This window comes from Coleofasciculus sp., assembly GCF_046565525.1.
Taxonomy (GTDB): Bacteria; Cyanobacteriota; Cyanobacteriia; order Cyanobacteriales; family Coleofasciculaceae; genus Coleofasciculus.
Genome location: NZ_JBKHUP010000125.1, coordinates 1 through 19,810 on the forward strand (window position 1 = coordinate 1; position 19,810 = coordinate 19,810).

The 19,810-nt window shown below is 45.9% G+C and carries 29 protein-coding genes and 1 tRNA gene; 15 read left to right on the plus strand and 15 right to left on the minus strand.

All coding sequences use genetic code 11. From position 1 onward, the window contains the following. Positions 1 to 119: 119 nt before the first annotated feature. Both ACLGGO_RS30315 and ACLGGO_RS30320 read right to left on the minus strand, forming a co-directional pair. Positions 120 to 539, minus strand: coding sequence for a PIN domain-containing protein (locus ACLGGO_RS30315; RefSeq protein ID WP_446382069.1), 420 nt, complete (start codon positions 537 to 539; stop codon positions 120 to 122). After that, a complete protein-coding gene (locus ACLGGO_RS30320) occupies positions 539 to 796 on the minus strand; it encodes a type II toxin-antitoxin system Phd/YefM family antitoxin (RefSeq protein WP_446422083.1) in 258 nt (85 codons plus the stop codon). Before ACLGGO_RS30320 ends, ACLGGO_RS30315 begins: the two co-directional genes overlap by 1 nt. A 535-nt stretch (positions 797 to 1,331) precedes the next feature. Here ACLGGO_RS30320 and ACLGGO_RS30325 point away from each other — a divergent pair. From ACLGGO_RS30325 to ACLGGO_RS30335, 3 genes are all read left to right on the plus strand, one after another. Then, positions 1,332 to 1,586: a UPF0175 family protein gene (locus tag ACLGGO_RS30325; RefSeq protein WP_446422084.1), complete on the plus strand. Its 255-nt coding sequence runs from the start codon at positions 1,332 to 1,334 to the stop codon at positions 1,584 to 1,586. Next, entirely contained in the window at positions 1,576 to 2,064 is a 489-nt protein-coding gene (locus ACLGGO_RS30330; protein WP_446422085.1) for a DUF3368 domain-containing protein, read from the plus strand. Before ACLGGO_RS30325 ends, ACLGGO_RS30330 begins: the two co-directional genes overlap by 11 nt. A gap of 96 nt (positions 2,065 to 2,160) precedes the next feature. After that, positions 2,161 to 2,352, plus strand: a complete 192-nt coding sequence (locus ACLGGO_RS30335; RefSeq protein WP_446422086.1) for a hypothetical protein — start codon at positions 2,161 to 2,163, stop codon at positions 2,350 to 2,352. 110 nt (positions 2,353 to 2,462) lie between these two features. Here ACLGGO_RS30335 and ACLGGO_RS30340 read toward each other — a convergent pair whose 3' ends face one another. Further along, positions 2,463 to 2,795 (minus strand): DUF5615 family PIN-like protein, encoded by a 333-nt coding sequence (locus tag ACLGGO_RS30340; RefSeq protein WP_446422087.1) that lies wholly within the window; start codon positions 2,793 to 2,795, stop codon positions 2,463 to 2,465. Positions 2,796 to 2,799: 4 nt separating this feature from the next. After that, positions 2,800 to 3,102 (minus strand): DUF433 domain-containing protein, encoded by a 303-nt coding sequence (locus tag ACLGGO_RS30345; protein WP_446422088.1) that lies wholly within the window; start codon positions 3,100 to 3,102, stop codon positions 2,800 to 2,802. Positions 3,103 to 3,122: 20 nt separating this feature from the next. Here ACLGGO_RS30345 and ACLGGO_RS30350 point away from each other — a divergent pair, with 20 nt between their 5' ends. The 3 genes from ACLGGO_RS30350 to ACLGGO_RS30360 are packed head-to-tail and all read left to right on the plus strand — an operon-like array spanning position 3,123 to position 3,761. After that, positions 3,123 to 3,272, plus strand: a complete 150-nt coding sequence (locus ACLGGO_RS30350) for a hypothetical protein (protein ID WP_446422089.1) — start codon at positions 3,123 to 3,125, stop codon at positions 3,270 to 3,272. Beyond that, positions 3,265 to 3,465, plus strand: a complete 201-nt coding sequence (locus ACLGGO_RS30355; RefSeq protein WP_446422090.1) for a hypothetical protein — start codon at positions 3,265 to 3,267, stop codon at positions 3,463 to 3,465. Before ACLGGO_RS30350 ends, ACLGGO_RS30355 begins: the two co-directional genes overlap by 8 nt. Beyond that, positions 3,462 to 3,761, plus strand: a complete 300-nt coding sequence (locus ACLGGO_RS30360) for a hypothetical protein (RefSeq protein WP_446422091.1) — start codon at positions 3,462 to 3,464, stop codon at positions 3,759 to 3,761. The genes ACLGGO_RS30355 and ACLGGO_RS30360 overlap by 4 nt, the downstream gene beginning before the upstream one ends. 243 nt (positions 3,762 to 4,004) lie before the next feature. Here the strand turns inward: ACLGGO_RS30360 and ACLGGO_RS30365 are convergent, their stop codons facing one another. The 4 genes from ACLGGO_RS30365 to ACLGGO_RS30380 all read right to left on the minus strand — a co-directional run bounded on the left by ACLGGO_RS30365 (position 4,005) and on the right by ACLGGO_RS30380 (position 5,210). Next, a complete protein-coding gene (locus ACLGGO_RS30365; protein ID WP_446422092.1) occupies positions 4,005 to 4,259 on the minus strand; it encodes a hypothetical protein in 255 nt (84 codons plus the stop codon). After that, positions 4,243 to 4,548 carry a type II toxin-antitoxin system RelE/ParE family toxin gene (locus tag ACLGGO_RS30370; RefSeq protein ID WP_446422093.1) on the minus strand — a complete coding sequence of 102 codons (306 nt, stop codon included), beginning with the start codon at positions 4,546 to 4,548 and terminating at the stop codon, positions 4,243 to 4,245. Before ACLGGO_RS30370 ends, ACLGGO_RS30365 begins: the two co-directional genes overlap by 17 nt. Further along, the gene (locus ACLGGO_RS30375; RefSeq protein WP_193874829.1) at positions 4,548 to 4,811 is read right to left on the minus strand and encodes a type II toxin-antitoxin system ParD family antitoxin; all 264 of its coding nucleotides are present in this window, start codon (positions 4,809 to 4,811) and stop codon (positions 4,548 to 4,550) included. The genes ACLGGO_RS30370 and ACLGGO_RS30375 overlap by 1 nt, the downstream gene beginning before the upstream one ends. 264 nt (positions 4,812 to 5,075) lie before the next feature. Beyond that, the gene (locus tag ACLGGO_RS30380) at positions 5,076 to 5,210 is read right to left on the minus strand and encodes a hypothetical protein (protein ID WP_446422094.1); all 135 of its coding nucleotides are present in this window, start codon (positions 5,208 to 5,210) and stop codon (positions 5,076 to 5,078) included. 8 nt (positions 5,211 to 5,218) lie between these two features. Between ACLGGO_RS30380 and ACLGGO_RS30385 the strand changes: the two genes are divergently transcribed. Both ACLGGO_RS30385 and ACLGGO_RS30390 read left to right on the plus strand, forming a co-directional pair. Next, the gene (locus tag ACLGGO_RS30385; protein WP_446422095.1) at positions 5,219 to 5,509 is read left to right on the plus strand and encodes a hypothetical protein; all 291 of its coding nucleotides are present in this window, start codon (positions 5,219 to 5,221) and stop codon (positions 5,507 to 5,509) included. Beyond that, the gene (locus ACLGGO_RS30390) at positions 5,506 to 5,907 is read left to right on the plus strand and encodes a type II toxin-antitoxin system RelE/ParE family toxin (protein WP_446422096.1); all 402 of its coding nucleotides are present in this window, start codon (positions 5,506 to 5,508) and stop codon (positions 5,905 to 5,907) included. The genes ACLGGO_RS30385 and ACLGGO_RS30390 overlap by 4 nt, the downstream gene beginning before the upstream one ends. A gap of 40 nt (positions 5,908 to 5,947) precedes the next feature. On the opposite strand, the gene ACLGGO_RS30395 is transcribed toward ACLGGO_RS30390, so the two are convergent. The 3 genes from ACLGGO_RS30395 to ACLGGO_RS30405 all read right to left on the minus strand — a co-directional run bounded on the left by ACLGGO_RS30395 (position 5,948) and on the right by ACLGGO_RS30405 (position 6,929). Continuing rightward, positions 5,948 to 6,289, minus strand: a complete 342-nt coding sequence (locus ACLGGO_RS30395) for an element excision factor XisI family protein (protein WP_446422097.1) — start codon at positions 6,287 to 6,289, stop codon at positions 5,948 to 5,950. Then, positions 6,274 to 6,693, minus strand: a complete 420-nt coding sequence (locus ACLGGO_RS30400) for an element excision factor XisH family protein (protein ID WP_446422098.1) — start codon at positions 6,691 to 6,693, stop codon at positions 6,274 to 6,276. The genes ACLGGO_RS30395 and ACLGGO_RS30400 overlap by 16 nt, the downstream gene beginning before the upstream one ends. 162 nt (positions 6,694 to 6,855) lie before the next feature. After that, positions 6,856 to 6,929, minus strand: a tRNA-Val gene (locus tag ACLGGO_RS30405). A 189-nt stretch (positions 6,930 to 7,118) separates the two neighbouring features. Between ACLGGO_RS30405 and ACLGGO_RS30410 the strand changes: the two genes are divergently transcribed. Further along, positions 7,119 to 7,622, plus strand: a complete 504-nt coding sequence (locus ACLGGO_RS30410; RefSeq protein ID WP_446336392.1) for a DNA recombination-mediator protein A — start codon at positions 7,119 to 7,121, stop codon at positions 7,620 to 7,622. Positions 7,623 to 7,664: 42 nt separating this feature from the next. Here the strand turns inward: ACLGGO_RS30410 and ACLGGO_RS30415 are convergent, their stop codons facing one another. After that, the gene (locus ACLGGO_RS30415; RefSeq protein ID WP_446422099.1) at positions 7,665 to 8,303 is read right to left on the minus strand and encodes a lysophospholipid acyltransferase family protein; all 639 of its coding nucleotides are present in this window, start codon (positions 8,301 to 8,303) and stop codon (positions 7,665 to 7,667) included. 77 nt (positions 8,304 to 8,380) lie between these two features. Here ACLGGO_RS30415 and ACLGGO_RS30420 point away from each other — a divergent pair, with 77 nt between their 5' ends. Further along, complete coding sequence (locus tag ACLGGO_RS30420) at positions 8,381 to 8,506, plus strand: hypothetical protein (protein WP_446336394.1); 126 nt, start codon at positions 8,381 to 8,383, stop codon at positions 8,504 to 8,506. 171 nt (positions 8,507 to 8,677) lie between these two features. On the opposite strand, the gene fabD is transcribed toward ACLGGO_RS30420, so the two are convergent. Both fabD and ACLGGO_RS30430 read right to left on the minus strand, forming a co-directional pair. Further along, complete coding sequence (gene fabD / locus ACLGGO_RS30425) at positions 8,678 to 9,559, minus strand: ACP S-malonyltransferase (protein WP_446422100.1); 882 nt, start codon at positions 9,557 to 9,559, stop codon at positions 8,678 to 8,680. A gap of 82 nt (positions 9,560 to 9,641) precedes the next feature. Beyond that, positions 9,642 to 10,034, minus strand: a complete 393-nt coding sequence (locus ACLGGO_RS30430; RefSeq protein WP_446422101.1) for a hypothetical protein — start codon at positions 10,032 to 10,034, stop codon at positions 9,642 to 9,644. Between the two features lie 68 nt (positions 10,035 to 10,102). On the opposite strand from ACLGGO_RS30430, the gene ACLGGO_RS30435 reads away from it, so the two are divergent. The 3 genes from ACLGGO_RS30435 to ACLGGO_RS30445 all read left to right on the plus strand — a co-directional run bounded on the left by ACLGGO_RS30435 (position 10,103) and on the right by ACLGGO_RS30445 (position 12,582). Further along, complete coding sequence (locus ACLGGO_RS30435; protein ID WP_446336398.1) at positions 10,103 to 10,789, plus strand: response regulator transcription factor; 687 nt, start codon at positions 10,103 to 10,105, stop codon at positions 10,787 to 10,789. Further along, positions 10,790 to 12,082: a sensor histidine kinase gene (locus tag ACLGGO_RS30440; RefSeq protein ID WP_446422102.1), complete on the plus strand. Its 1,293-nt coding sequence runs from the start codon at positions 10,790 to 10,792 to the stop codon at positions 12,080 to 12,082. Between the two features lie 80 nt (positions 12,083 to 12,162). Further along, the gene (locus tag ACLGGO_RS30445) at positions 12,163 to 12,582 is read left to right on the plus strand and encodes a NirD/YgiW/YdeI family stress tolerance protein (RefSeq protein ID WP_446422103.1); all 420 of its coding nucleotides are present in this window, start codon (positions 12,163 to 12,165) and stop codon (positions 12,580 to 12,582) included. Positions 12,583 to 12,759: 177 nt separating this feature from the next. Here ACLGGO_RS30445 and ACLGGO_RS30450 read toward each other — a convergent pair whose 3' ends face one another. Continuing rightward, on the minus strand, positions 12,760 to 13,944 hold the full coding sequence (locus ACLGGO_RS30450) for an NAD(P)H-quinone oxidoreductase subunit H (protein ID WP_446422104.1): 1,185 nt from the start codon (positions 13,942 to 13,944) through the stop codon (positions 12,760 to 12,762). A gap of 254 nt (positions 13,945 to 14,198) precedes the next feature. On the opposite strand from ACLGGO_RS30450, the gene rsmH reads away from it, so the two are divergent. Together rsmH and ACLGGO_RS30460 are read left to right on the plus strand one after the other, a co-directional pair. Then, positions 14,199 to 15,074, plus strand: coding sequence for a 16S rRNA (cytosine(1402)-N(4))-methyltransferase RsmH (gene rsmH / locus ACLGGO_RS30455; RefSeq protein ID WP_446422105.1), 876 nt, complete (start codon positions 14,199 to 14,201; stop codon positions 15,072 to 15,074). A 485-nt stretch (positions 15,075 to 15,559) separates the two neighbouring features. Further along, positions 15,560 to 19,618: a PAS domain S-box protein gene (locus tag ACLGGO_RS30460; RefSeq protein ID WP_446422106.1), complete on the plus strand. Its 4,059-nt coding sequence runs from the start codon at positions 15,560 to 15,562 to the stop codon at positions 19,616 to 19,618. Positions 19,619 to 19,810 lie beyond the last annotated feature (192 nt).

Sequence of the window (19,810 nt, forward strand, 5' to 3'; positions counted from 1 at the left end):
CAAATTAAGCGGACACCGTTGTTAATTAATGCAAGCGGGTCGCCCCTACACCCGAATCAAAGGTGATAGTCTCCCAGCGTGCGATCGCCCCGGTTTTTTTCCGAAAGAGCGATCGCCTGCTAAACAAACCAATTTTCAATCGTCAGTCCTTCAAATTCCGTAAAGTCTGAAACATTACGAGTTACCAGAATCAAATGATTAACCCTAGCAATAGCAGCGATCTGCCCATCCGGGTATGAAGGCATTCGACCCAAAGCCGTCAGTCTGGCACGTTCAGCCGCGAACCATTCGGCGGCAGCATGACAGTAGGGCAAGATGATCATTTTGTCTTGAATCACCTGGGTTAAGTAATCAGACAAAATCTTTTTTCGCCGAGACTCCGGTAATCGGTATAACCCATAAAGAAGTTCATGCCATGTCACAGAGGCGATCGCCGATTCTTCCAAATTCCGTCGAAAACGTTCCAGAAAAATATGATTAGGCTGTAGCTTGATACTTTCGGAAATAATATTGGTATCCAGGAGGAATTTTATATTCATCACCAGCAAGGTTTTTCAGGAGTCGGGGTGTAGTCCCGGACATTGGCAAAAATTTCATCGCTATCTAAATCAATTCCTTCTGAAATGATTCTGGAGCGAAAAGCATCAAAAGCATCTAAAATCCCCTCAGATTTAGCCGAAATAATTTTCGCAATCGGTTGGTCTGCTTGAAAAATCACAAAACTTTCTCCAGCCTTAGCCCGTTGAAGATAATTGATTAAATCTTGAGTAATTTCTTCTACAGTAACCTTATTCATTATTAATGAACCTCTCCCTAAAATTGTACGACTGGCTTAGTCCAACTATATCTCAAACTACCGTGAGATAAACCATTCTTTTGAGAGTCTGGCTTTCAGCGTTGGTCGTGGCGATGGGGTCGCGGTCGGGGTGGAACGGTAACAGGCGATCGCGTCTTCCTTTTCCCCAGATACACCATGTTACAAGGAGTCGAGAATCAAAAGTGATAATCTCCCAGTTGCGATCGCGAAGCGAGTAGAGCCTACAGCAGATCGCCCTTTCCCTTTCCCCAGATACGTCATGTCACCAGGAATGGAAACTGTTCGATCAAAAGCGGCAACACAAGGTACAATGCCCCAAGAAGAAGCCCAAAAGCGTCTAAGTCAATGGCTTATCAAGTAGTGCGATCGCGTTCGGGATATGGGTGAGGATTGTGATCTGCGTCTTCCCTTTCCCCAGATATACCATGTCAAAAGGAATGGAAGCTCTTCAACGCTGAGGTGCGATCGCCTAAAATGGGATAAACATCTGAAACACAAGGTACAAAAAAATTCAATGACATCTGTATCTATTGAACTTCCAACAACTGCCTTCTCTGCGCTTCGGAAAAATCCCGATGAATTTGTTCAAGAAATGCGAATAGCCGCCGCTGTTAAATGGTATGAACTTGGTCAAATATCTCAAAGCAAAGCCGCAGAAATTGCGGGAATCAGCCGCGCTGAGTTTATTAATGCATTGTTTCGTTACCAAGTAGACTTCATGCAATACACGGCTGAGGAGTTGGCAGAGGAAATGGCGAATGTTGATTAAGCGAGTTGTGATCAACGCTTCACCTCTGATTGTCCTATTTAAAAGTCAAGAAGCTGACTTACTACCTCAACTTTTCTCAGAAATTTTTGTGCCAGCAGGTGTCTGGGATGAAATTACAGTAACCAGTCAAAAAGATGCAGCTTCTCAGCAATTATCTAGCGTAACCTGGACGCAACGAGTAGAAATTGGAGAGATCCCACCAGAAGTAGCTGCCTGGGATTTGGGAAAAGGAGAATCGGAAGTATTAAGCTTGGCGCTAAAGGATTCCAATTTGGCGGCGATTATTGACGATAGAGCAGCACGTCGCTGTAGTCAAGCTTTAAGTATTATTACAATAGGGACAGGTCGCTTAATCATCCTAGCAAAACAACGAGGATTAATTTCTTCAGTATCTCCCAGAATTAAAGCATTACAAGATGCTGGTTTGTGGTTGTCAGATAATTTAGTTAATTTACTTTTATCACAGGCAGGAGAGTAATTAATTTTTCGCACATACGCCATATCACCAGGAATAGAAGCTGTTCGCTCAAAAGTGTTCTAAACCACGTTGATGAAGGATTAAAAAATATTCATCATGATCGCATCCCCTCTATTCCCAGCGTGCGATCGCGAAGCGAGTAGAGCCTACAGCAGATCGCGCCTCCCTGCCTTCCCCGGATACACCATCTCACCAGGAATAAAAGCGATTCCCCACCAAAGTGCGATGGAAACTTATCCAGGAAAGCATATAACCGCTCAAAAAACACCGTTTGACACCGCCAATTGAATAAAGGGCGACCCGATCAAATTAAGCGGACACCGTTGTTAATTAATGCAAGCGGGTCGCCCCTACACCCGAATCAAAGGTGATAGTCTCCCAGCGTGCGATCGCCTTTCTCAAATAAATTCAACGTGATTTTTCATATCTAATGGTTCAAGTACCTCTGAAATCAAAATCAATCCTCGCACAATCTCACCAATTGACCGACTATTTTGGTGACAGTAAGCAATACCATAATGTTCTAAACCCCGTTGATGAAGGATTAAAAAATCTTCATCATGGGTAAATATTACTCGTTCTTGAGAAATCGCGAAAGCCAATTGTTCTACATCGGCTGCACCTAAAAGTCCTACTTCAGGTGTCGTCGTGACATCAATACCCCGTTGTTTCAACCCTTGAGCAATTGCCCGATCAACTTGTTCATCCAAGTGCAACCTGATCTTTTTCAAAACTCTATCCCCTTAATTTTTGCTGCACTTTGGAAGGAGTTTTCGCTTTCAATTCACGCACCAAAATTTCGCCCTCTCGCATTTGTTGTTGTATGTCTTCAATATGATCATGGTAATAAGCCAAAGCCGCGTATACGTCTGACAACGTAATCGTAGGATATCGAGACACAATTTCATCAGGAGACATCCCCTTATATTCATGCCAAATAACAACATCTTGAACCCGAATCCGATGTCCAGCAATACGCGGTTTCCCACCACACACTCCTGGTGTGATTTCAATATGTTCAGAAATTACTGCCACCATAGACTATCTCCAAGGTTAAAATGAGCCTTTTTCTTAGCTTATCTAAAACTATCTCTAGTCACCAACTGCTGGGATTACCTGACCCTAGGGCGATCGCCTTCGGGATATGGGTAAGGATTGCGATCGCCCTAAAATGGAATAAATACAGTAAAGCAAAGAACGATGAGTAGCGCCAAGCAAGCTGTCACCTCCCTTTTGGCTCAATTACCCGATGACTGCTCCCTAGAGGATATCCAATATCACCTGTATGTCATCAAGAAAGTTTATCGTGGATTAGAAGCAGCGGCAACACAAGGTACAATCCCCCAAGAAGAAGCCCAAAAGCGTCTCACTGAAGCCGTTTTTTCGAGAAGCCAACAATGAATGTAAAATTACTTTCAATTAAACCCACACAAAACTGGGGAAACTTTAATATCAGAGTAAAAATTGGCACAGACCTCCATCAATTTACCATGACTGTAAAAACAACGCCAATTGCCGATTACCCAATTCAAGTCACCCAGGGAGATGATTCGTTCTTAAACGTATTCAAATTTAACCCAATAGTAGCCCTGAAGATATCAAAGTTAGTGGCAAAATTCCACAACCATCAAGCTGTTGAACTTCCGGCGAATGTGGGAGTTTGGCAGGAAGGTTTCCTGGAACCCCAAGTCAGCTAGAAAAATGAGCATGGAGGAGTTGCGATCGCGCCTTCCATTTTCCCCAGATACACCATCTCACCAGGAATAGAAGCGTTCCCCACCAAAGTGCGATGGAAGCCTATCCAGGAAAGCATATAACCGCTCAAAAAACACATTTTGACACCGGGAATTGAATAAAGGGCGACCCGATCCTCTGTAGGGGCGGGTTTTACTACTATCTTTTCGGTTGCACCTCGATGTGACTAAACTCGCCCTGTTTCTCTAGTTGTTAATTGATGCGGTGCGGGTCGCCCCTACACCCGAATCAAAAGTGATAGTCTCCCAGCGTGCGCCTCCCTCTTTCCTCAGATACACCATCTCACCAGGAATAGAAGCTGTTCGATGAAAAGGTGCGATCGCGTGATTGGGATGGTGAGGATTGCGATCGCGAAGCGAGTAGAGCTTACAGCAGATCGCATCTTTTCCCCAGATAACCCATAAAAAAACCTTTGCAATCGCTTTAATTCTCCTCATCATCAGAAAAAACTTCGTCTAAATCTCTGTAACCACTCAACACCCGTTCCACTTGGATGCCATTTTCAATCGGGCGGTAAAAAATGACATATTTATCCACAGGTAAACTACGTAAACTAGGAGCGAGTTCCTCACGAGAACGTCCCATTTCCGGAAAATCCGCTAATAAACGGCATTTTTCCTCAAAAGCGTCAAGAAAACGACTAGCCGCACTTAAACTAAACTGTGCCATATAGTTTTTAATTTGCCTTAAATCTTGCCGAGCCGGCGCACTAAAACTATAGTTGCCCATTATGCACCCTGTTCTGACTGTCGAATTTCTTGTCTGAGTTCTCTAATCACTTCTTCTCCATCAAATATATCTCCTTGATCCGAATGTTCAATGCCAATAGCAATTTCCTTTCTGAGTTCCTCTAATCGCAGTAAACGTTCCATCTCGCGTTCCTCTAGCAATCGTAAAGCCACCTGAATAACTTCACTAGGAGATGAATACCTACCCCTTTTGACGGTTGAGTCAATAAATTGCTCGAGTTCAGGTGTCAAAGATATGTTCATCGATTAAACTGCCCGAAAAATGAGAAGATCAATACTATTTTGACATGGAATCAAAGCCTTGGGGATGTTTGGACTTGCACAGAGAGAGCGATCGCCCTCTCCCTCCCAGTTGGCGCTAATTCCTTATCAAAAGAGCGATCGCCTAAAACACACCTCCATTTTGAGTCAGGGCGGGTTTTGTTGAAACGTTATCACAAACATCAAAATTAAACGGCTCGCGCCCGCCCCTACAAATACCTGGACTTCCACGCGATCGCATCCCCTCTATTCCCAGTGTGCGATCGCGTGATCGGGATCGATTGAATGTGCGATCGCGTTCAGGATATGGGTGAGGATTGCGATCGCTAACTGGGAGACTACGATACAGTAGAGGTATACTTCAACCCTTGCCCCGATCAAAGGTAATCATGCAAATCACCTTGAGCCAAGAGCAAACCCACGTCCTTGAAGCTTTGGTAAAGTATGGACAATATTCCTCCTTAGAGGAAGCTCTCAACACAGCCTTGCTGTTATTAATCGATGATGTTGCCCTTTCCAATGCGAATGATAACCCAGACTATTTAGCATGGGTTCACTCAACTCGGCAGAAAATTCACCTAGCACGAGAACAGGCACAACGCGGCGAAGTTCTAAATGCAGAAGATGTACTCGCTCAACTTAGAAATAAAGTGCAACAAGCAAGAGAACGCACTGTATGAAATCCTTGGTCATTACGGTTGAAGCCAGTAGAGACTTATCGGCAATTTCTGATTACTTTTTAGAGCAAAGTGTCGATGCGGGTGATCGATTTGTGGAAGCATTTGGTAAAAAATGTCAGCATCTGGCACAATTTCCATACTTGGGGCGCTCCTATTCACAGTTTACCCCCGGTTTACGGGGTGTGCCATTGATGAGCTACATTATTTTTTATCAAATTGTTGAAAATGAAGATAAAATTGAAATTTTGCGGGTTATTAGTGGTTATCGTAACTTAAAAAACATTTTCACGCGCAGACTGAATGGACGGAGTGCGATAGCGAAGCGAGTAGAGCTTACAGCAGATCGCGTCTTCCCTATCCCCAGATACACCCGATCACCAGGAATAGAAGCTGTTTGATCAAAAGGTGCGATCGCCTCCCTTTTTCACCCTAAAATATCTAGGCGATCGCGAATTCCGTCAACTTGCGATCTTCAGGATGATAAAACGCCAAAACAATATCCTGATGAGGAACACCCCGATCCAGTAAATCATGGGTGATACCTTCCTCTGTTTCATCCCGCTCTAACCAGAACTTATCTTCAAAAATTCGCAGATGTAAAATTACACTGTGAACCCGTCGATCCCCATTCCAACCAAAACTAATCAGTAAATAGGAATCCTGATCCGCGATCGCCCTTAGCTCAATATCCCCCTGACTCGGTTTATAACCTGCATAATCATTGATAATATCTTGGGCAATTCCTTGATATCGCTCTAACTTACTCAGTGAGTGATCCATTTGACAATCTCCTCCTGTTCTGGGTTAAAAACAAAAAAAGAAATTCTACGTTCTTTGATAAACACCTGAATCGACGGACGCTGGAAAAAGTTGAGGTAAGTTCGTTCAGGAATCGCCAGATAAAGAGCGCGATCTGGCTCCTGTTTGGCAATAAAAGTCAAATATAAATAGTATTGTCCAATAGCTCGCTCTAACTCTGTAACCGGTGAAGGTGTGCGAAATACTTTGATTTCTACAGCGATTTTTTGCTCACACCGTTGAGCCGCAATAATTTTTTTTGCACCGAGATCAGCATAAACTGTCAAATCCTCGAATTCAATCGTCAATGGATCATGAGTGATTTTCCAGCCATCTTTAACCAAGGCAACTTTGACGACATCGTGATAAACATCAAGGCGTGGCATCTAAAAAAAAGAGCAAGTTTCAAGCTTCAGTGTACTAAAACATTATGGCGATCGCGTTTGGGGATGGGTGAGGATTGCGATCGCGAAGCGAGTAGAGCTTACATCAGATCGCGTCTGTCCTTTTCCCCAGATACACGATACTACTCGCAATTAACAATTAAATGGACACAACTGGACTCGAACCAGTGACCCCCACGATGTCAACGTGGTGCTCTAACCAACTGAGCTATGCGTCCGAACCAAACAGTATCTTACTGTAGCACGACTCTTTGAAAAGTGGCAAGGAAGTCGGATCAAGCCAAAATAGTTTTTCTCTCCCCGCCCCCCTGCACTTGTACCCCTCCGCCACCTTTTTGCGAGCTAATAGTCCTAACTGTCGCTGGTTTTGCTAAAATACCTAGGTTGTTCAGCTTAAACCAGCATCTTTGAATCAATCAGTAGAAATCTCCGGTGTAGATACCTTAGCGCAAGAACTTGCGACAATCCAGCAAACGGGTTCTAAGCGGATTGCCCTGTTAGGATCGCGTCATGTACCCATTACCCATCAACATCTGATCGAGATGATGAGTTATGCCTTGGTTCTAGCTGGCAATCGTCTGATGACCTCTGGCGCCACAGGTACGAACTCAGCCGCGATTCGCGGTGCAATGCGTGCTGACGCTAATTTGCTGACGGTCATTTTACCCCAAAGCTTAGAACGTCAGCCACGGGAGTCGCAAGTTCAACTCCAACAAGTCATGCACTTAGTAGAAAACCCAGAAAATGATCATCTGTCTCTGGCAGAAGCTAGTGCGTTGTGTAACTCCGAAATCATTTCCCGATGTCAACAGCTTATCTGCTTCGCCTTTCATGACAGCAAAACCTTGCTGAAAACCTGTGAGGAGGCAGAAGAACAACGCAAGGTTGTGACAATTTTCTATTTTGATTAAGCACAAGCACGTCCTGTACCCGATGCGATAGGTCGATATGATTCATCGTCCTAAATCATGTAAAGCATGAATAGCTGCTTGACACTTCTGGGTCACTACGGCTAAATCAGGTCGTTTCGTCGAAGCCGGGGGGTCAATGGGTTGACCAATTCGCACGGTTACAGGTACAGGACGCGGTATCGGTGAACCTTTTGGGAAAATGGTATGAGTCCCCCATAAACTTACGGGCAGTAGAGGGGCGTTTACTTTAGCTGCAATTAAGGCAGCACCAAGCTTGGGTTCAGGAATACGACCATCCGCCGTGCGCGTTCCTTGTAAAAATACACCCACAGCCCACCCCTGTGATAAACACTCAATCGCCGCACGAATGGCACTCCGGTCTGCTGCACCCCGCTTCACTGGGTAAGCGCCATACAACTGAATGGCTTGCTTGAGTCCTGGTACGCGAAATAATTCCTCTTTTGCCATAAATGCCACCGGACGCCGCACACAATTGGACACAATGGGCGGGTCAAAATCACTGGCGTGGTTACTGACGACAACCAGTGGACCATCCATCGGCACATGTTCAGCACCATGAATGTGACCTCGTAGGTAAATGTTAAGCACTGGGCTGACTACCGACCATTTGAAGGCGTGGTAGAGGATTAGGCTAGCAAAGGGTTCGCGGTTTCTAGTCACAGAACATCTTAAACATAATCCCCCCTGATGGGGCTGTTGTATTAGAGTATCAGTTGGAGACAACCAATTTGAGGATTTTGTCGGGTTTCATACTTTACTTTACCTGTGTTGACTTCGAGATTGGGGTGGGTTTAGCCATGAGAGTACTTCTGCGATCGCGTAACGCAGCGATCGCGGCTTCCCAGGTGAAGGTGAACGACTGAAACGAATCTGGTGTGATCTGATCATAGTCGAGGGCGTTGACGACACTCTCAAACTTGCTAAACAAATGATGTCGAATAATGTCCTAACATATCCCCGTAGTGCGATATAACAGGGAAATGGAAAATATATAACCTACAGTAGATTCCTGAGGTTAACGATAGGTTAATAGGTTAACCGGGCAAATCTGATAAGCTACCTATATTTTCCAAGACTATATCCCGACACATCCGTTTAATCAAACCCGTGAGAACTTTCCCAGGACCAATTTCTAACACCTTCTCAATCCCTTCCTCTGACAGGTGTAAGGAAATTTCTCGCCAGCGCACACTTCCCGTCATTTGACGTTGGAGGCGTTCCTTGAGGACAGCCGCTTCTGTGGCGGGTATGGGTTCTACATTGGACAAAACAGGAATTTTAGCATCAGCAAAGGGAACAGACTCCAACACCGTCTGAAACTCGGCGGCGGCTGATGTCATGAACGGAGAGTGAAACGCCCCAGAGACATTTAACCGCACCACTCGCTTGGCTTTAACCTGACTCAATAACGCTTCCACTGCATCAGGAGTTCCGGAAATCACCACTTGAGTCGGACTATTATCATTGGCTAATACCACATCATCATGCTGCTGGATTTGTTGGTCAAGCTGTTCCTGGTTAAATCCAATTAAAGCCGCCATCATGCCCCCTGATGCACTATCCATCAGTTCCGCACGACGTTTGACCAGATTTAACCCCGCCTCAAAGTCGAAAACACCAGCCATGTAGAGTGCCACATATTCGCCCAAACTGTGACCCGCGACAAGGTTCGGTTGATGTCCTCGTTCTTGGATGATATCAGCTAAGATGCTTTCGATGACATAGAGACAGGGTTGAGTATACAGAGTGCGAGACAGTTTCTCTTCAGAACTTTGGCACAGTTCTAGTACGTCCCAGCCTAAAATTTGCTGGGCTTGTGTAAATTTAGCTTGAGCAATGGGTAAATCGGCTAAATCCGCTCCCATACCGACAGCTTGAGAACCCTGTCCGGGAAACACCCATGCGGTTTTAGTCATTTGTTATGCCTTAACGTTGATCAGGGTATTCATTATCTCAGCAGATATGTACCGAATGCATCATGACAACATTTCAGATAATCTATTCGTCAATTCGATATCTAATCAATTTAGTAATGTCGTTTGGTAACAGACCTAATTCTTGAGCGATCGCCCTTTCCACTGCTACAAACTCAGTCACTGGAAACTTAAATTCCATTTCCTCCAGGGAAGAGCCAACAGTACGGATGCTGACCTCAGTTAATTGAGTCTGTCGATTAATTTCTGCATCGATTGACACAATCGTTAGGTTGAAAGAGAGTTGGACTTGATATTGTCCTTGTGCTTGCAGTTGAGCGGTTGTTGAGTGGGTTTGACTCAAAACACGCTGATCAATCCATCCTGTCATAACCCAAAAGGCTGTCCCGACGAATGGGAGTAACAGACCAATCCTCCAGCCTAGTTTTAACCAATCAGCAGTCCAACGAGGAGGCATAGCCAACCACAGTACAATGAGAACTCCTGACTATTCTAAACACTAATCAGCTTTAACTGTACACTGATATGAAGATTTTGTTAGTCGAGGATGACCTAATTCAACTAGAACCTCTAAAAACAGCACTGACTAAATCTGGGCATGGGGTTGATGCCGTGCCGGATGGAGAAACAGCACAGAAGCTGATTACCGAACGGAGTTACGACTTGCTCATCCTTGACTGGATGTTGCCCAAGGTGAGCGGTATTCAGTTGTGTCAGCAGTATCGCCAGTTGGGCAAGAGTGCGCCTGTTCTCTTTTTGACGGCAAAAGATACCATTCAAGACAAAATTATTGGGCTAGATGTGGGAGCCGATGATTATCTGGTCAAACCCGTTAATTTGACGGAATTGTTGGCACGGGTACGGGCATTAGGACGGCGATTGCCCCTCTGGCAAGGAGATATCTTAACACTGAAGGATTTGCAATTGCACTTGACAACCCTCATTCTGAAGCGACAGAACCAGGAGATTCAACTTTCAGGACGAGAATTTCAGCTGATGGAATATCTCATGCGTCATCCCCGTCAGATCTTATCTCGTGACCAAATTGAACAGGCATTGTGGGAATGGGATAGGATACCGGAAAGTAAAGCGGTAACGATTTTGATTCATCGGTTGCGTCAGCGATTGCAGGCAGTAGGAGCAGAGGATTGGCTACAGACCGTGTATGGTATGGGATATTGCCTTAGCACTCCAGAACCGTCAAAACCGTGAATGGGTTGGATTTTGATTGTCATGTTTAACCGCAGTCGTAGCAATTTAGCCACCTGGTTTACGCTCTCAATGGGAAGTATTCTGGTCATCTTTGCCGGAATCCTGTATTGGCGGGAAGCCCGCGATCGCATGCATAGTTTTGATCAAATCCTCTACAACACCAGCCGGATCATGGCAGCCGGTGTAGAAGACTATATCTATGAAGGACAGCAGCACACTGATTTAGAGAATGTTCCTGTCTTAGGCAGCGATACGTTACCCCTTAGCACTGACTTGTTTTTTGCCCGCTGGTACACACCACACAAGCAACTGCTTCAGTTTATTGGAGCGGTGCCACCTCAACAGCTAGCAACGCCGTCTGGTTTTCAAACCTTCACTGTGGATACTCAACTCACCTCTACTCCCATTCAATTACGACAACTCACGCTGCCCGTTTATCAAGAAAAACGTTTAATCGGATATCTCCAGATTGCGGCTTCACTAGCTCCTGTGAAAGAACCCTTGCAACAACTCCGGTGGTTTTTGGTGGTTGGTGTTCCCCTAGCAATAGGAGTGATCGCCTTAACGGGTTGGGTTTTGGGCGGTAAAGCCATGGAGCCGATTCGCCAGTCTTATAACCAGCTCCAGCAGTTTACCGCCGATGCGTCTCATGAGTTGCGGACACCTCTGGCTGGGATCTTAAGCCATGCTCAGGTGGGATTGATGGAACCTGTCGATCCCCAGGAGCAGCACACCCGGTTGCAAATTATTGCAGAGGTGGCTGAGTCGATGAGTTTGCTAGTCAGCCAACTCTTGTTTCTCGCACGTCATCAGGGGAAACTCTCGCCAGATATGCTCAAGACAGTGGATTTGGTGCAGTTGCTCCACCCGTTGGTTGAGGAACATACCGTTAATGCCACTCAAAACCAACAAACATTTTTAAATGCTTTACCCAAGGAACCTCTGTTGGTGCAAGCCGAACCCGATCTCCTGCGGCAGGCGATTGTCAATTTACTCAGCAATGCTTGTCGATATACACCAGCAGGCGGCATGATTGAACTTTGTTTGCTGCCTCAATCTCACTGGGCAGTGATTCAGGTTAGGGATAACGGTATTGGTATTAGCTCACAAGATTTACCTTATATCTTTAATCGCTTCTACCGAGCCGATCGCGTGCGTTCACGGCAAACCGGCGGATTTGGATTGGGGCTGGCGATTGCCCGTCAAATTGTCGAAGCACAGGGTGGAGAACTTACGGTTGTAAGCACGGTTGGCAAGGGTTCTACCTTTGAAATCAAATTACATAGGCGATAAAAGGTGCGTTGAAACCTTCATGTTACTTTTTCCTTGCATTCTAGAGATCAGGACAACAACTCTCTCTAGTCTGGAGATCAATGATGAAGTTTAAATTACTACCCACCCTGGTGTTTGCCTCTGTTGTGACTGTTCCGCTCCTGGCGATCGCGCAAACTGGACTTGCCTATTTGCAGGGTGCAAATACCGTTACCCTAACTGGAGAAGTCATGGGAGTACAGAGGGATGATGCGATCGCTCAAACTACGATTGCCGATTTGCAGAGGGCGAATAGCATTATTCTATCTGGAGAAGTCGTGCGAATACAGGGGGACGATTTCATTCTCAATGATGGTACAGGGCAAATTTTAGTCGAGGCAGAATCGCGCCCCATCCGTCAGGCGAACCTCAACCCGGGCGATCGGGTAACCGTTGCAGGTACATACGATGACGACAACGATTTTGAAGCCTATAGCATTACACCCTCTGGTGGAGAAGCCATCTACATTTTCGATGACTAATATCAAATCCGGGTTAATTACCCCCTTTTTGGTCGAGACAAGGCAAAAGGCAAGAGGCAAAAGTACGCCAGTGATCAAGGGGTTTATTGAAGCGAATTTGGTATAAACAATTGGACAGACAATAAAAAAGTGGTACGTTGTTTGGCGTACCACTTTCTTTCAATATCTGTTGATCAATCAGCGGTCTACTGAACCCATGATCACGTCAATACTACCGAGAATTGCCATAATATCTGCCACCTTGACTCCCCGCAAAATATGGGGCAGAATTTGCAAGTTGTTGAAATCTGGTGGACGAATCTTCCAACGCCACGGGAAGACATTATCATCCCCAATAATAAAAATTCCCAGTTCTCCTTTACCACTTTCGAGGCGAACATAGTGTTCACCCTGAGGAATCTTAAAGGTTGGAGCGATTTTCTTGCCAATATACTGGTAATCAAAATCATTCCACTGAGATTTCTTTCCTTCAGCCATGCGTTTGGCTTCCAGATTTTCGTAGGGACCGCCTGGTAATCCTTTTAATGCCTGACGAATAATTTTCAGGGATTCCCGCATTTCCCGAATCCGAATTAAATACCGAGCAAGACAATCCCCTGCAGTTTCCCAGTGGATTTCCCAATCAAAGTCGTCGTAACATTCATAGTGGTCAACTTTTCGCAAGTCCCACTTCACGCCAGAACCCCGCAACATTGGACCAGAAAGTCCCCAGTTTATCGCTTCTTCACGGGTAATCGTACCCACGCCTTCGACGCGACGGCGGAAAATTGGGTTGTTGGTAATTAAGCGTTCGTATTCATCGACTTTGGGGTCAAAATAGTCGCAAAAGTCTTCACATTTGTCAACCCACCCATAAGGAAGATCAACCGCTACTCCACCAATGCGGAAGTAGTTATTATTAACCAGTCGTTGTCCGCTTGCGGCTTCCCACAAGTCGTAAATCAATTCCCTTTCCCGAAAGATGTAGAAGAAAGGAGTTTGCGCCCCGACATCCGCGAGAAATGGTCCTAACCAAAGCAGGTGATTGGCGATTCGATTCAACTCCAGCATAATCACGCGGATATAGCTGGCGCGTTTGGGTACTGGAACATCCGCCAATTTTTCTGGGGCATTGACTGTAATCGCTTCGTTAAACATGCCCGCTGCATAGTCCCACCGACTCACATAGGGGACATACATAATATTCGTGCGGTTCTCAGCTATTTTCTCCATGCCGCGATGCAGGTAACCGAGAACCGGTTCGCAATCGATTACATCCTCCCCGTCTAAGGTGACGATTAAGCGGAGAACGCCGTGCATGGACGGATGGTGAGGACCCAAGTTGAGAACCATTGGGTCAGTTCTGGTTTCGAGTTGTGCCATAAGTAATGTATTTGGTTTACCCAACTTTTAGCGATGACGCCTATTTATTTACCATAGACATTCAGGTTAGGTTCCGGGGTCAGGGTACGATAGTATTATGCCCCAGATAGCGCGTTTAGTGATAGCCAATTAAGTAGAGGGCGACCCGATTAAATTGAGTGGAGTGGTGTTGTTGACTAGACCAAGCAGGTCGCCCCTACAGTCCAAACCACAGGTTTTTCGGCAATCTTTGATTTAGTGGGGGAGAATGTCAGATGGAGTCTGAGGCGCAAACGGGGCAGTTTTTTCATCGCTCGGTGTTAAGTCAGGAGTTAATTGCCGGATTGACGATTCGTCCGGGTGGGCATTATTTAGACGCGACTGTGGGTGGGGGTGGACACAGCGAATTAATCCTATTAGCTGCCCCTGATGTCCGTGTCACAGCCATAGATCAAGATGCGATCGCGATCGCGGCGGCTGAAGCGAAGTTAGCGCCTTATGGCGATCGCATACAATTTTGGCAGGGAAATTTTGCTTACTATCAACCGCCGGACTCTTTATTTGATGGCATTATTGCCGATTTAGGCGTCAGTTCGGCTCAACTGGATGTTCCCTCGCGCGGCTTTAGTTTTCGCCATCCGGCTAATCTAGATATGCGGATGGATCAGAGCCAGTCACTAACAGCCGCACAGGTGGTCAATCATTGGAATGAAACCCAACTGGCAAAGATTATTTATGAGTATGGTGAAGAACGCTTATCCCGGCGGATTGCTCGGGCAATTGTGGAACGCCGTCCTTTTGAGACAACCACCCAATTAGCCGATGCGATCGCGCGGGTCGTTCCCAAAAAATACCGCTATGGTAGAATTCATCCCGCCACTCGCACATTTCAAGCTCTCCGCATTGCCGTTAACCAAGAATTATCCGCTCTCGAAAAATTTCTCAATTGTGCGCCAACTTGGTTAAAGCCAGGAGCCAGAATTGGTATTATTAGTTTTCACAGCTTGGAAGACCGTCTGGTTAAACACCACTTGCGGGATTCTCCAATTTTGCGGGTGCTTACTAAAAAACCTATAACTCCACAATCCACGGAACGGGATGAAAATCCCCGCGCTCGTTCTGCCAAGTTGAGATTGGCTGAGCGTCTTTGAAGGGATAATAGACTACAGGGCTAGAGTCAGTCGAGTCATCCTCTTTCGCTGGTGTTGGATCAGGAAAACTAACAATAGAACAGTAGCTTTTTCGTCGATGCAGATGATGGCTAATTTGTCAACTTCTAAGACGGGGTTAGTGTTCTAAGATACAAACAGATGGCGACGTAATTGTCGTCACCAATCAACTGTTCCTTTTTATCCCCAAGTTGGTGTCAATAAGCAGATGTTGCGGAAAAATTGCTGAACATGCCACTCTGGCGAAGAAATATCAGGGCAGATGCATCAGACCAAACTTAATCTTACAACAGGGAGTGCTACCCTTATCCGGCTTCAGGTGGATGTTTGGTGTTATTTCGTTTTTAAGAAAACATTTGGCAAACTTTTGGATCTTCCAAAATAGACTGTTCCTTTTGTTGATGACTCACGCTTGCCCTAAATGAATTATGAGGGAAATTGTAATTGGGAGCCTCAGGGTGTCCCTAATGATGCCTATTTTTGGTTATTTGTGGTGGATCGGTTCAAAATCACAGATTGAACGGCAACCGGGCTGGTTCTATATGCTGGCGGGCTATGCCTTAATTTGTCTGGATGGGTTCATGGATTTAGTCAACCGTACTATTGGTTTGACCACAATAAACCCAAATCCAATCGATACACTCATTCCAGTGACGCTAGTCTACCTAGTTGGATTTGGACTGCTGTTTATCGGCTTGTGCCAATGGTTACCTTTTGTTGCCAAACTCAAGAAGCTAGAGGTTGTTTCTCATCAATACAATAACTGGAATGACGACCATACCTGTAAACTGTACGATCAAGTCAGTACGATCGCCCAGTCGAATGAACTGAAGCAAGAAATAGCTAAGTGTCTACAAACTCAAGGCGAACTGCAACAGAGCCAAGAACAGTTTCGGGCGATCGTGCAAGCCCTTCCTGTACCTGTCGCGATCGCACGAATTTCCGATGGCAAAATTGTTTACTGCAATTCCCACGCCAGCTTAATGTTTGGTGTCGCCACCTCAGAGTTTCTCAGTTGCTCAATGCCAGATTTTTATGAAAACCCTACTGACTGGCAAACCCTGTTAGCAACGTTAGCAAAAAATGGTTCTGTACAGAATGCTCAAGTTCGTATTCATAAAATCAATGATACACCTTTGTGGGTAACTGTATCGATGCAGGTTTTGACCTTGAATCAAGAAAAAGCGATTCTGAGTATATTCAATGATATCAGCGATACCTATCAGCAAATTACCCAATTCCAGCAAACAAAAGCCGCTATCATCGATAGTGAAGCCTGCTATCGGAGTTTGGTCGAACAGTCTCCTAATGCCATTGCCCTCGACAGTCAGGGAAAACTGGTTTACATCAATCCTGCAGGTGTCAAACTATTGGGAGGCGTTAGTCAAAACCAAGTTATCGGTAAACCTTGGTCAGATTTTATCTCTCAAGTGGATGAACAACTCGTGCAGTTAGACGGTCAGATTATTGATGTTGAGATTGCCCGTTTACCTGCCATTTATCAAGGTCAAGGGGCAACCCAACTGGTTATTCGAGATCAGACCCCGAAAGAACAGCCAGACCGAGAACTGAGAGTACGAGCACGTCAACAAGCAGCCGTCGCCAAATTGAGCCAACGGGCGCTTTCGGGACTTGATTTGAATACCCTGATGAACGAAGCGGTGAGTACAATTGCTCAAACCTTAGAGGTTGAGTATTGTAAAATCTTAGAACTGCTGCCCAATGGTAATGTGTTTTTACTCAAAGCGGGTGTGGGTTGGTCGCCGGGATTGGTTGGGTATGCCTTAGTCGGTGCCCACAGGAATTCCCAAGCCGGTTATACTCTGGTCTCTCAAGAACCTGTCGTGGTCGAAGATCTACGGGTTGAAACTCGCTTTAGTGGACCTCCTTTACTCTACAATCATCGCGTTGTCAGTGGTGTGAGTGTGGTAATTCCGGGTCAAGAGCAACCATTTGGGGTTTTAGGAACCCATACCACCAGCAAGCGCCGCTTTAGTGAAGATGACATTAACTTTCTCCAGGCGATTGCCAATGTTTTAGCCTTGGCGATTGGACATAAGCAGTCAGAGGCGAATCTGTATCTGATGCAGCGAGCGATCGCGGCAAGTAATAATGGGGTGATTATTACTGACCCCAATCAACCGGATAACCCCGTTATTTACGTCAACCCCGCCTTCGAGTCGATGACCGGTTATACCGCACCGGAGGTGATTGGACGCAACTGCCGTTTCTGGCAAGAACCTGATTATAATCAAATCGGGGTGACTCAGTTGGCGACAGCGATTCAAGAGCAACGAGAATGCCATGTCATTTTACAGAACTATCGCAAAGATGGCAGCCTCTTCTGGAATGAACTCTATGTTTCGCCCGTCTTTGATGGGGACGGTTATTTAACCCATTTTGTCGGGATTCAAAGCGATATTACTCAACGGAAACAGGCAGAGGAAGCCCTACGACAGAGTGAGGAAAAGCTGGAGAGTATTCTCAGTTCCCTAGACGATGTGGTTTGGTCTGCTTCCCTGGAGAATCAACAGTTCATTTACCTGAATCCGGCGACAGAACGGGTTTATGGTCGCCCTGTATCCGACTTTGTCGCTCATCCGAGTCTCTGGCAGTTCGTTGTTCATCCTGATGATCGCCAACGGGTAGAGATGGCATCTCAAACGATGATGCATAAGGGGAGTAAAGATCTAGAATATAGGGTTGTACGACCGGATGGCGAAGTGCGTTGGCTGCGCGATCGCGCTCGCCTGATTTATGACCAAAGGGGTACTGCCATTCGTATGGATGGAATTGCTACCGATATTACTAAACGCAAGCAGGCAGAGGCGGCTTTACTCAAAAGTGAGGAGCAATTTCGCCTCACCTTTGAACTGGCTCCCATTGGCATGGCAATGACGTCCCTTGATGGTAAATTCCTCAAGGTTAATCAGGCATTGTGTGAAGCTTTGGGTTATACGGCTCAGGAACTGCTTGCCCTCACGTTTACCGAAATTAGCCACCCGACTGAACGGACACTCGACTTTACCCAACACCAATCGTTGTTGCGGGGGGAACTCTCCCATCTGCAAACTGAACGTCGTTATGTATCAAAATATGGCAGGATTGTCAATGCCATTTTGAAAGTTGTGTTAGTCAGAGACTCTCAAAGTCAACCCCTGCACTACATTAGTCAGGTGGTCGATATTAGCGATCGCAAACGCATGGAGGAACAGTTACTCCACGATGCTTTCCACGATGTATTGACCGGATTACCGAATCGGGCATTATTCATGGATAGGCTGGAGTATGCTTTGCGACGGGCAAGGCAACGCTGGGATTATTTATGTGCGGTGATTGTCTTGGATTTAGACCGTTTCAAGGTCATCAATGATAGTTTAGGGCATCTGGTCGGCGATCGACTACTGACTGCGATCGCCCACCGACTAGAAGGGTGCTTACGTCCTAGTGATACGTTAGCCCGGTTAGGGGGGGACGAATTTACGATTCTACTCGATGATATCCCCAATACGGGGGCAGCTACTGATATAGCAAAATCGATTCACCAAACGTTGGCATCCTCATTTAATTTAGATGGGTATGAGGTGTTTGCCACAGCCAGTATCGGGATTGCCCTGAGTGGTATGGGGTATAACCGAGCGGAAGACTTACTACGAGATGCCGATACCGCCATGCATCGGGCAAAGCTTCAGGGAACCGCTTGTTATGTCATGTTTGATACCGCCATGTCCGGTCGCGCCCTTGCCCAGTTACGCTTGGAAACCGAACTGCGATGGGCAATTGAACGTCAAGAACTGGAGGTTTATTACCAACCGATTATTTCCCTGGCTACAGGTAAGATTACTGGGTTTGAAGCATTGGTGCGTTGGCAGCATCCAGAACAGGGAATGATTTCACCGGGCGCATTTATTCCCTTAGCCGAGGAAACGGGTTTAATTATTCCGATTGGTCAGTGGGTGTTGCGAACATCCTGCTATCAGCTACGCCAATGGCAACGACAGTTTCGCCACTATCCTCCGTTAACCATGAGTGTTAATTTGTCGGGGAAACAGTTTTCCCAAGCCAATTTAATTGAGCAAATTGCCCAAATTATTCAAGAGACAGAGGTCAATCCCAGCACTCTCAAGTTGGAAATTACTGAAAGCGGCATTATGGAACATTCAGACTCTGCTGCTGCTTTACTGGAGCGACTTAAGGCATTGAATATTCAGTTGTACATTGATGATTTTGGCACCGGCTATTCTTCGTTAAGTCGCTTACATCAGTTTCCCATTGATGCCTTGAAAATTGACCGTTCCTTTGTCAGTCGCATGGGGGATGCGGGAGAAAACGGGGAGATTGTGCAAGCGATTGTGACCTTAGCTCACAATTTAGGCATGGATGTTGTGGCTGAAGGGATAGAAACGAATATGCAGTTAGCCCAACTGAGAGGGCGGCGATGTGAATATGGTCAGGGATACTTTTTCTCTAAACCATTAAATCGGCAAGCCGCAGAACAGTTAATGATTACTTTACCCCAGTGGTAAAGGATGAGATGGGGATGGCTATTGACTCCATTCCCCGATCTCCTCAAAGGATGTATCGCATTTTCGGGGTTAGGGAAGGAATAGTGACCAACCGGAGATTAAGTGAGGATTTCTGTTCCATTGGACGAAAAAGCGACCCTATAGGCAGGCACATTTTCCCATTATGAAGTAAGTCTCCCATAGAACCACTGA

Coding starts and splice junctions, on each gene's coding strand:
- ACLGGO_RS30315 (WP_446382069.1), bottom strand. CDS start 539: ATGAATATAAAATTCCTCCTGGATACCAATATTATTTCCGAAAGTATC.
- ACLGGO_RS30320 (WP_446422083.1), bottom strand. CDS start 796: ATGAATAAGGTTACTGTAGAAGAAATTACTCAAGATTTAATCAATTAT.
- ACLGGO_RS30325 (WP_446422084.1), top strand. CDS start 1,332: ATGACATCTGTATCTATTGAACTTCCAACAACTGCCTTCTCTGCGCTT.
- ACLGGO_RS30330 (WP_446422085.1), top strand. CDS start 1,576: ATGTTGATTAAGCGAGTTGTGATCAACGCTTCACCTCTGATTGTCCTA.
- ACLGGO_RS30335 (WP_446422086.1), top strand. CDS start 2,161: ATGATCGCATCCCCTCTATTCCCAGCGTGCGATCGCGAAGCGAGTAGA.
- ACLGGO_RS30345 (WP_446422088.1), bottom strand. CDS start 3,102: ATGGTGGCAGTAATTTCTGAACATATTGAAATCACACCAGGAGTGTGT.
- ACLGGO_RS30350 (WP_446422089.1), top strand. CDS start 3,123: ATGAGCCTTTTTCTTAGCTTATCTAAAACTATCTCTAGTCACCAACTG.
- ACLGGO_RS30355 (WP_446422090.1), top strand. CDS start 3,265: ATGAGTAGCGCCAAGCAAGCTGTCACCTCCCTTTTGGCTCAATTACCC.
- ACLGGO_RS30360 (WP_446422091.1), top strand. CDS start 3,462: ATGAATGTAAAATTACTTTCAATTAAACCCACACAAAACTGGGGAAAC.
- ACLGGO_RS30365 (WP_446422092.1), bottom strand. CDS start 4,259: ATGATGAGGAGAATTAAAGCGATTGCAAAGGTTTTTTTATGGGTTATC.
- ACLGGO_RS30370 (WP_446422093.1), bottom strand. CDS start 4,548: ATGGGCAACTATAGTTTTAGTGCGCCGGCTCGGCAAGATTTAAGGCAA.
- ACLGGO_RS30375 (WP_193874829.1), bottom strand. CDS start 4,811: ATGAACATATCTTTGACACCTGAACTCGAGCAATTTATTGACTCAACC.
- ACLGGO_RS30385 (WP_446422095.1), top strand. CDS start 5,219: ATGCAAATCACCTTGAGCCAAGAGCAAACCCACGTCCTTGAAGCTTTG.
- ACLGGO_RS30390 (WP_446422096.1), top strand. CDS start 5,506: ATGAAATCCTTGGTCATTACGGTTGAAGCCAGTAGAGACTTATCGGCA.
- ACLGGO_RS30395 (WP_446422097.1), bottom strand. CDS start 6,289: ATGGATCACTCACTGAGTAAGTTAGAGCGATATCAAGGAATTGCCCAA.
- ACLGGO_RS30400 (WP_446422098.1), bottom strand. CDS start 6,693: ATGCCACGCCTTGATGTTTATCACGATGTCGTCAAAGTTGCCTTGGTT.
- fabD (WP_446422100.1), bottom strand. CDS start 9,559: ATGACTAAAACCGCATGGGTGTTTCCCGGACAGGGTTCTCAAGCTGTC.
- ACLGGO_RS30430 (WP_446422101.1), bottom strand. CDS start 10,034: ATGCCTCCTCGTTGGACTGCTGATTGGTTAAAACTAGGCTGGAGGATT.
- ACLGGO_RS30435 (WP_446336398.1), top strand. CDS start 10,103: ATGAAGATTTTGTTAGTCGAGGATGACCTAATTCAACTAGAACCTCTA.
- ACLGGO_RS30440 (WP_446422102.1), top strand. CDS start 10,790: ATGGGTTGGATTTTGATTGTCATGTTTAACCGCAGTCGTAGCAATTTA.
- ACLGGO_RS30445 (WP_446422103.1), top strand. CDS start 12,163: ATGATGAAGTTTAAATTACTACCCACCCTGGTGTTTGCCTCTGTTGTG.
- ACLGGO_RS30450 (WP_446422104.1), bottom strand. CDS start 13,944: ATGGCACAACTCGAAACCAGAACTGACCCAATGGTTCTCAACTTGGGT.
- rsmH (WP_446422105.1), top strand. CDS start 14,199: ATGGAGTCTGAGGCGCAAACGGGGCAGTTTTTTCATCGCTCGGTGTTA.
- ACLGGO_RS30460 (WP_446422106.1), top strand. CDS start 15,560: ATGATGCCTATTTTTGGTTATTTGTGGTGGATCGGTTCAAAATCACAG.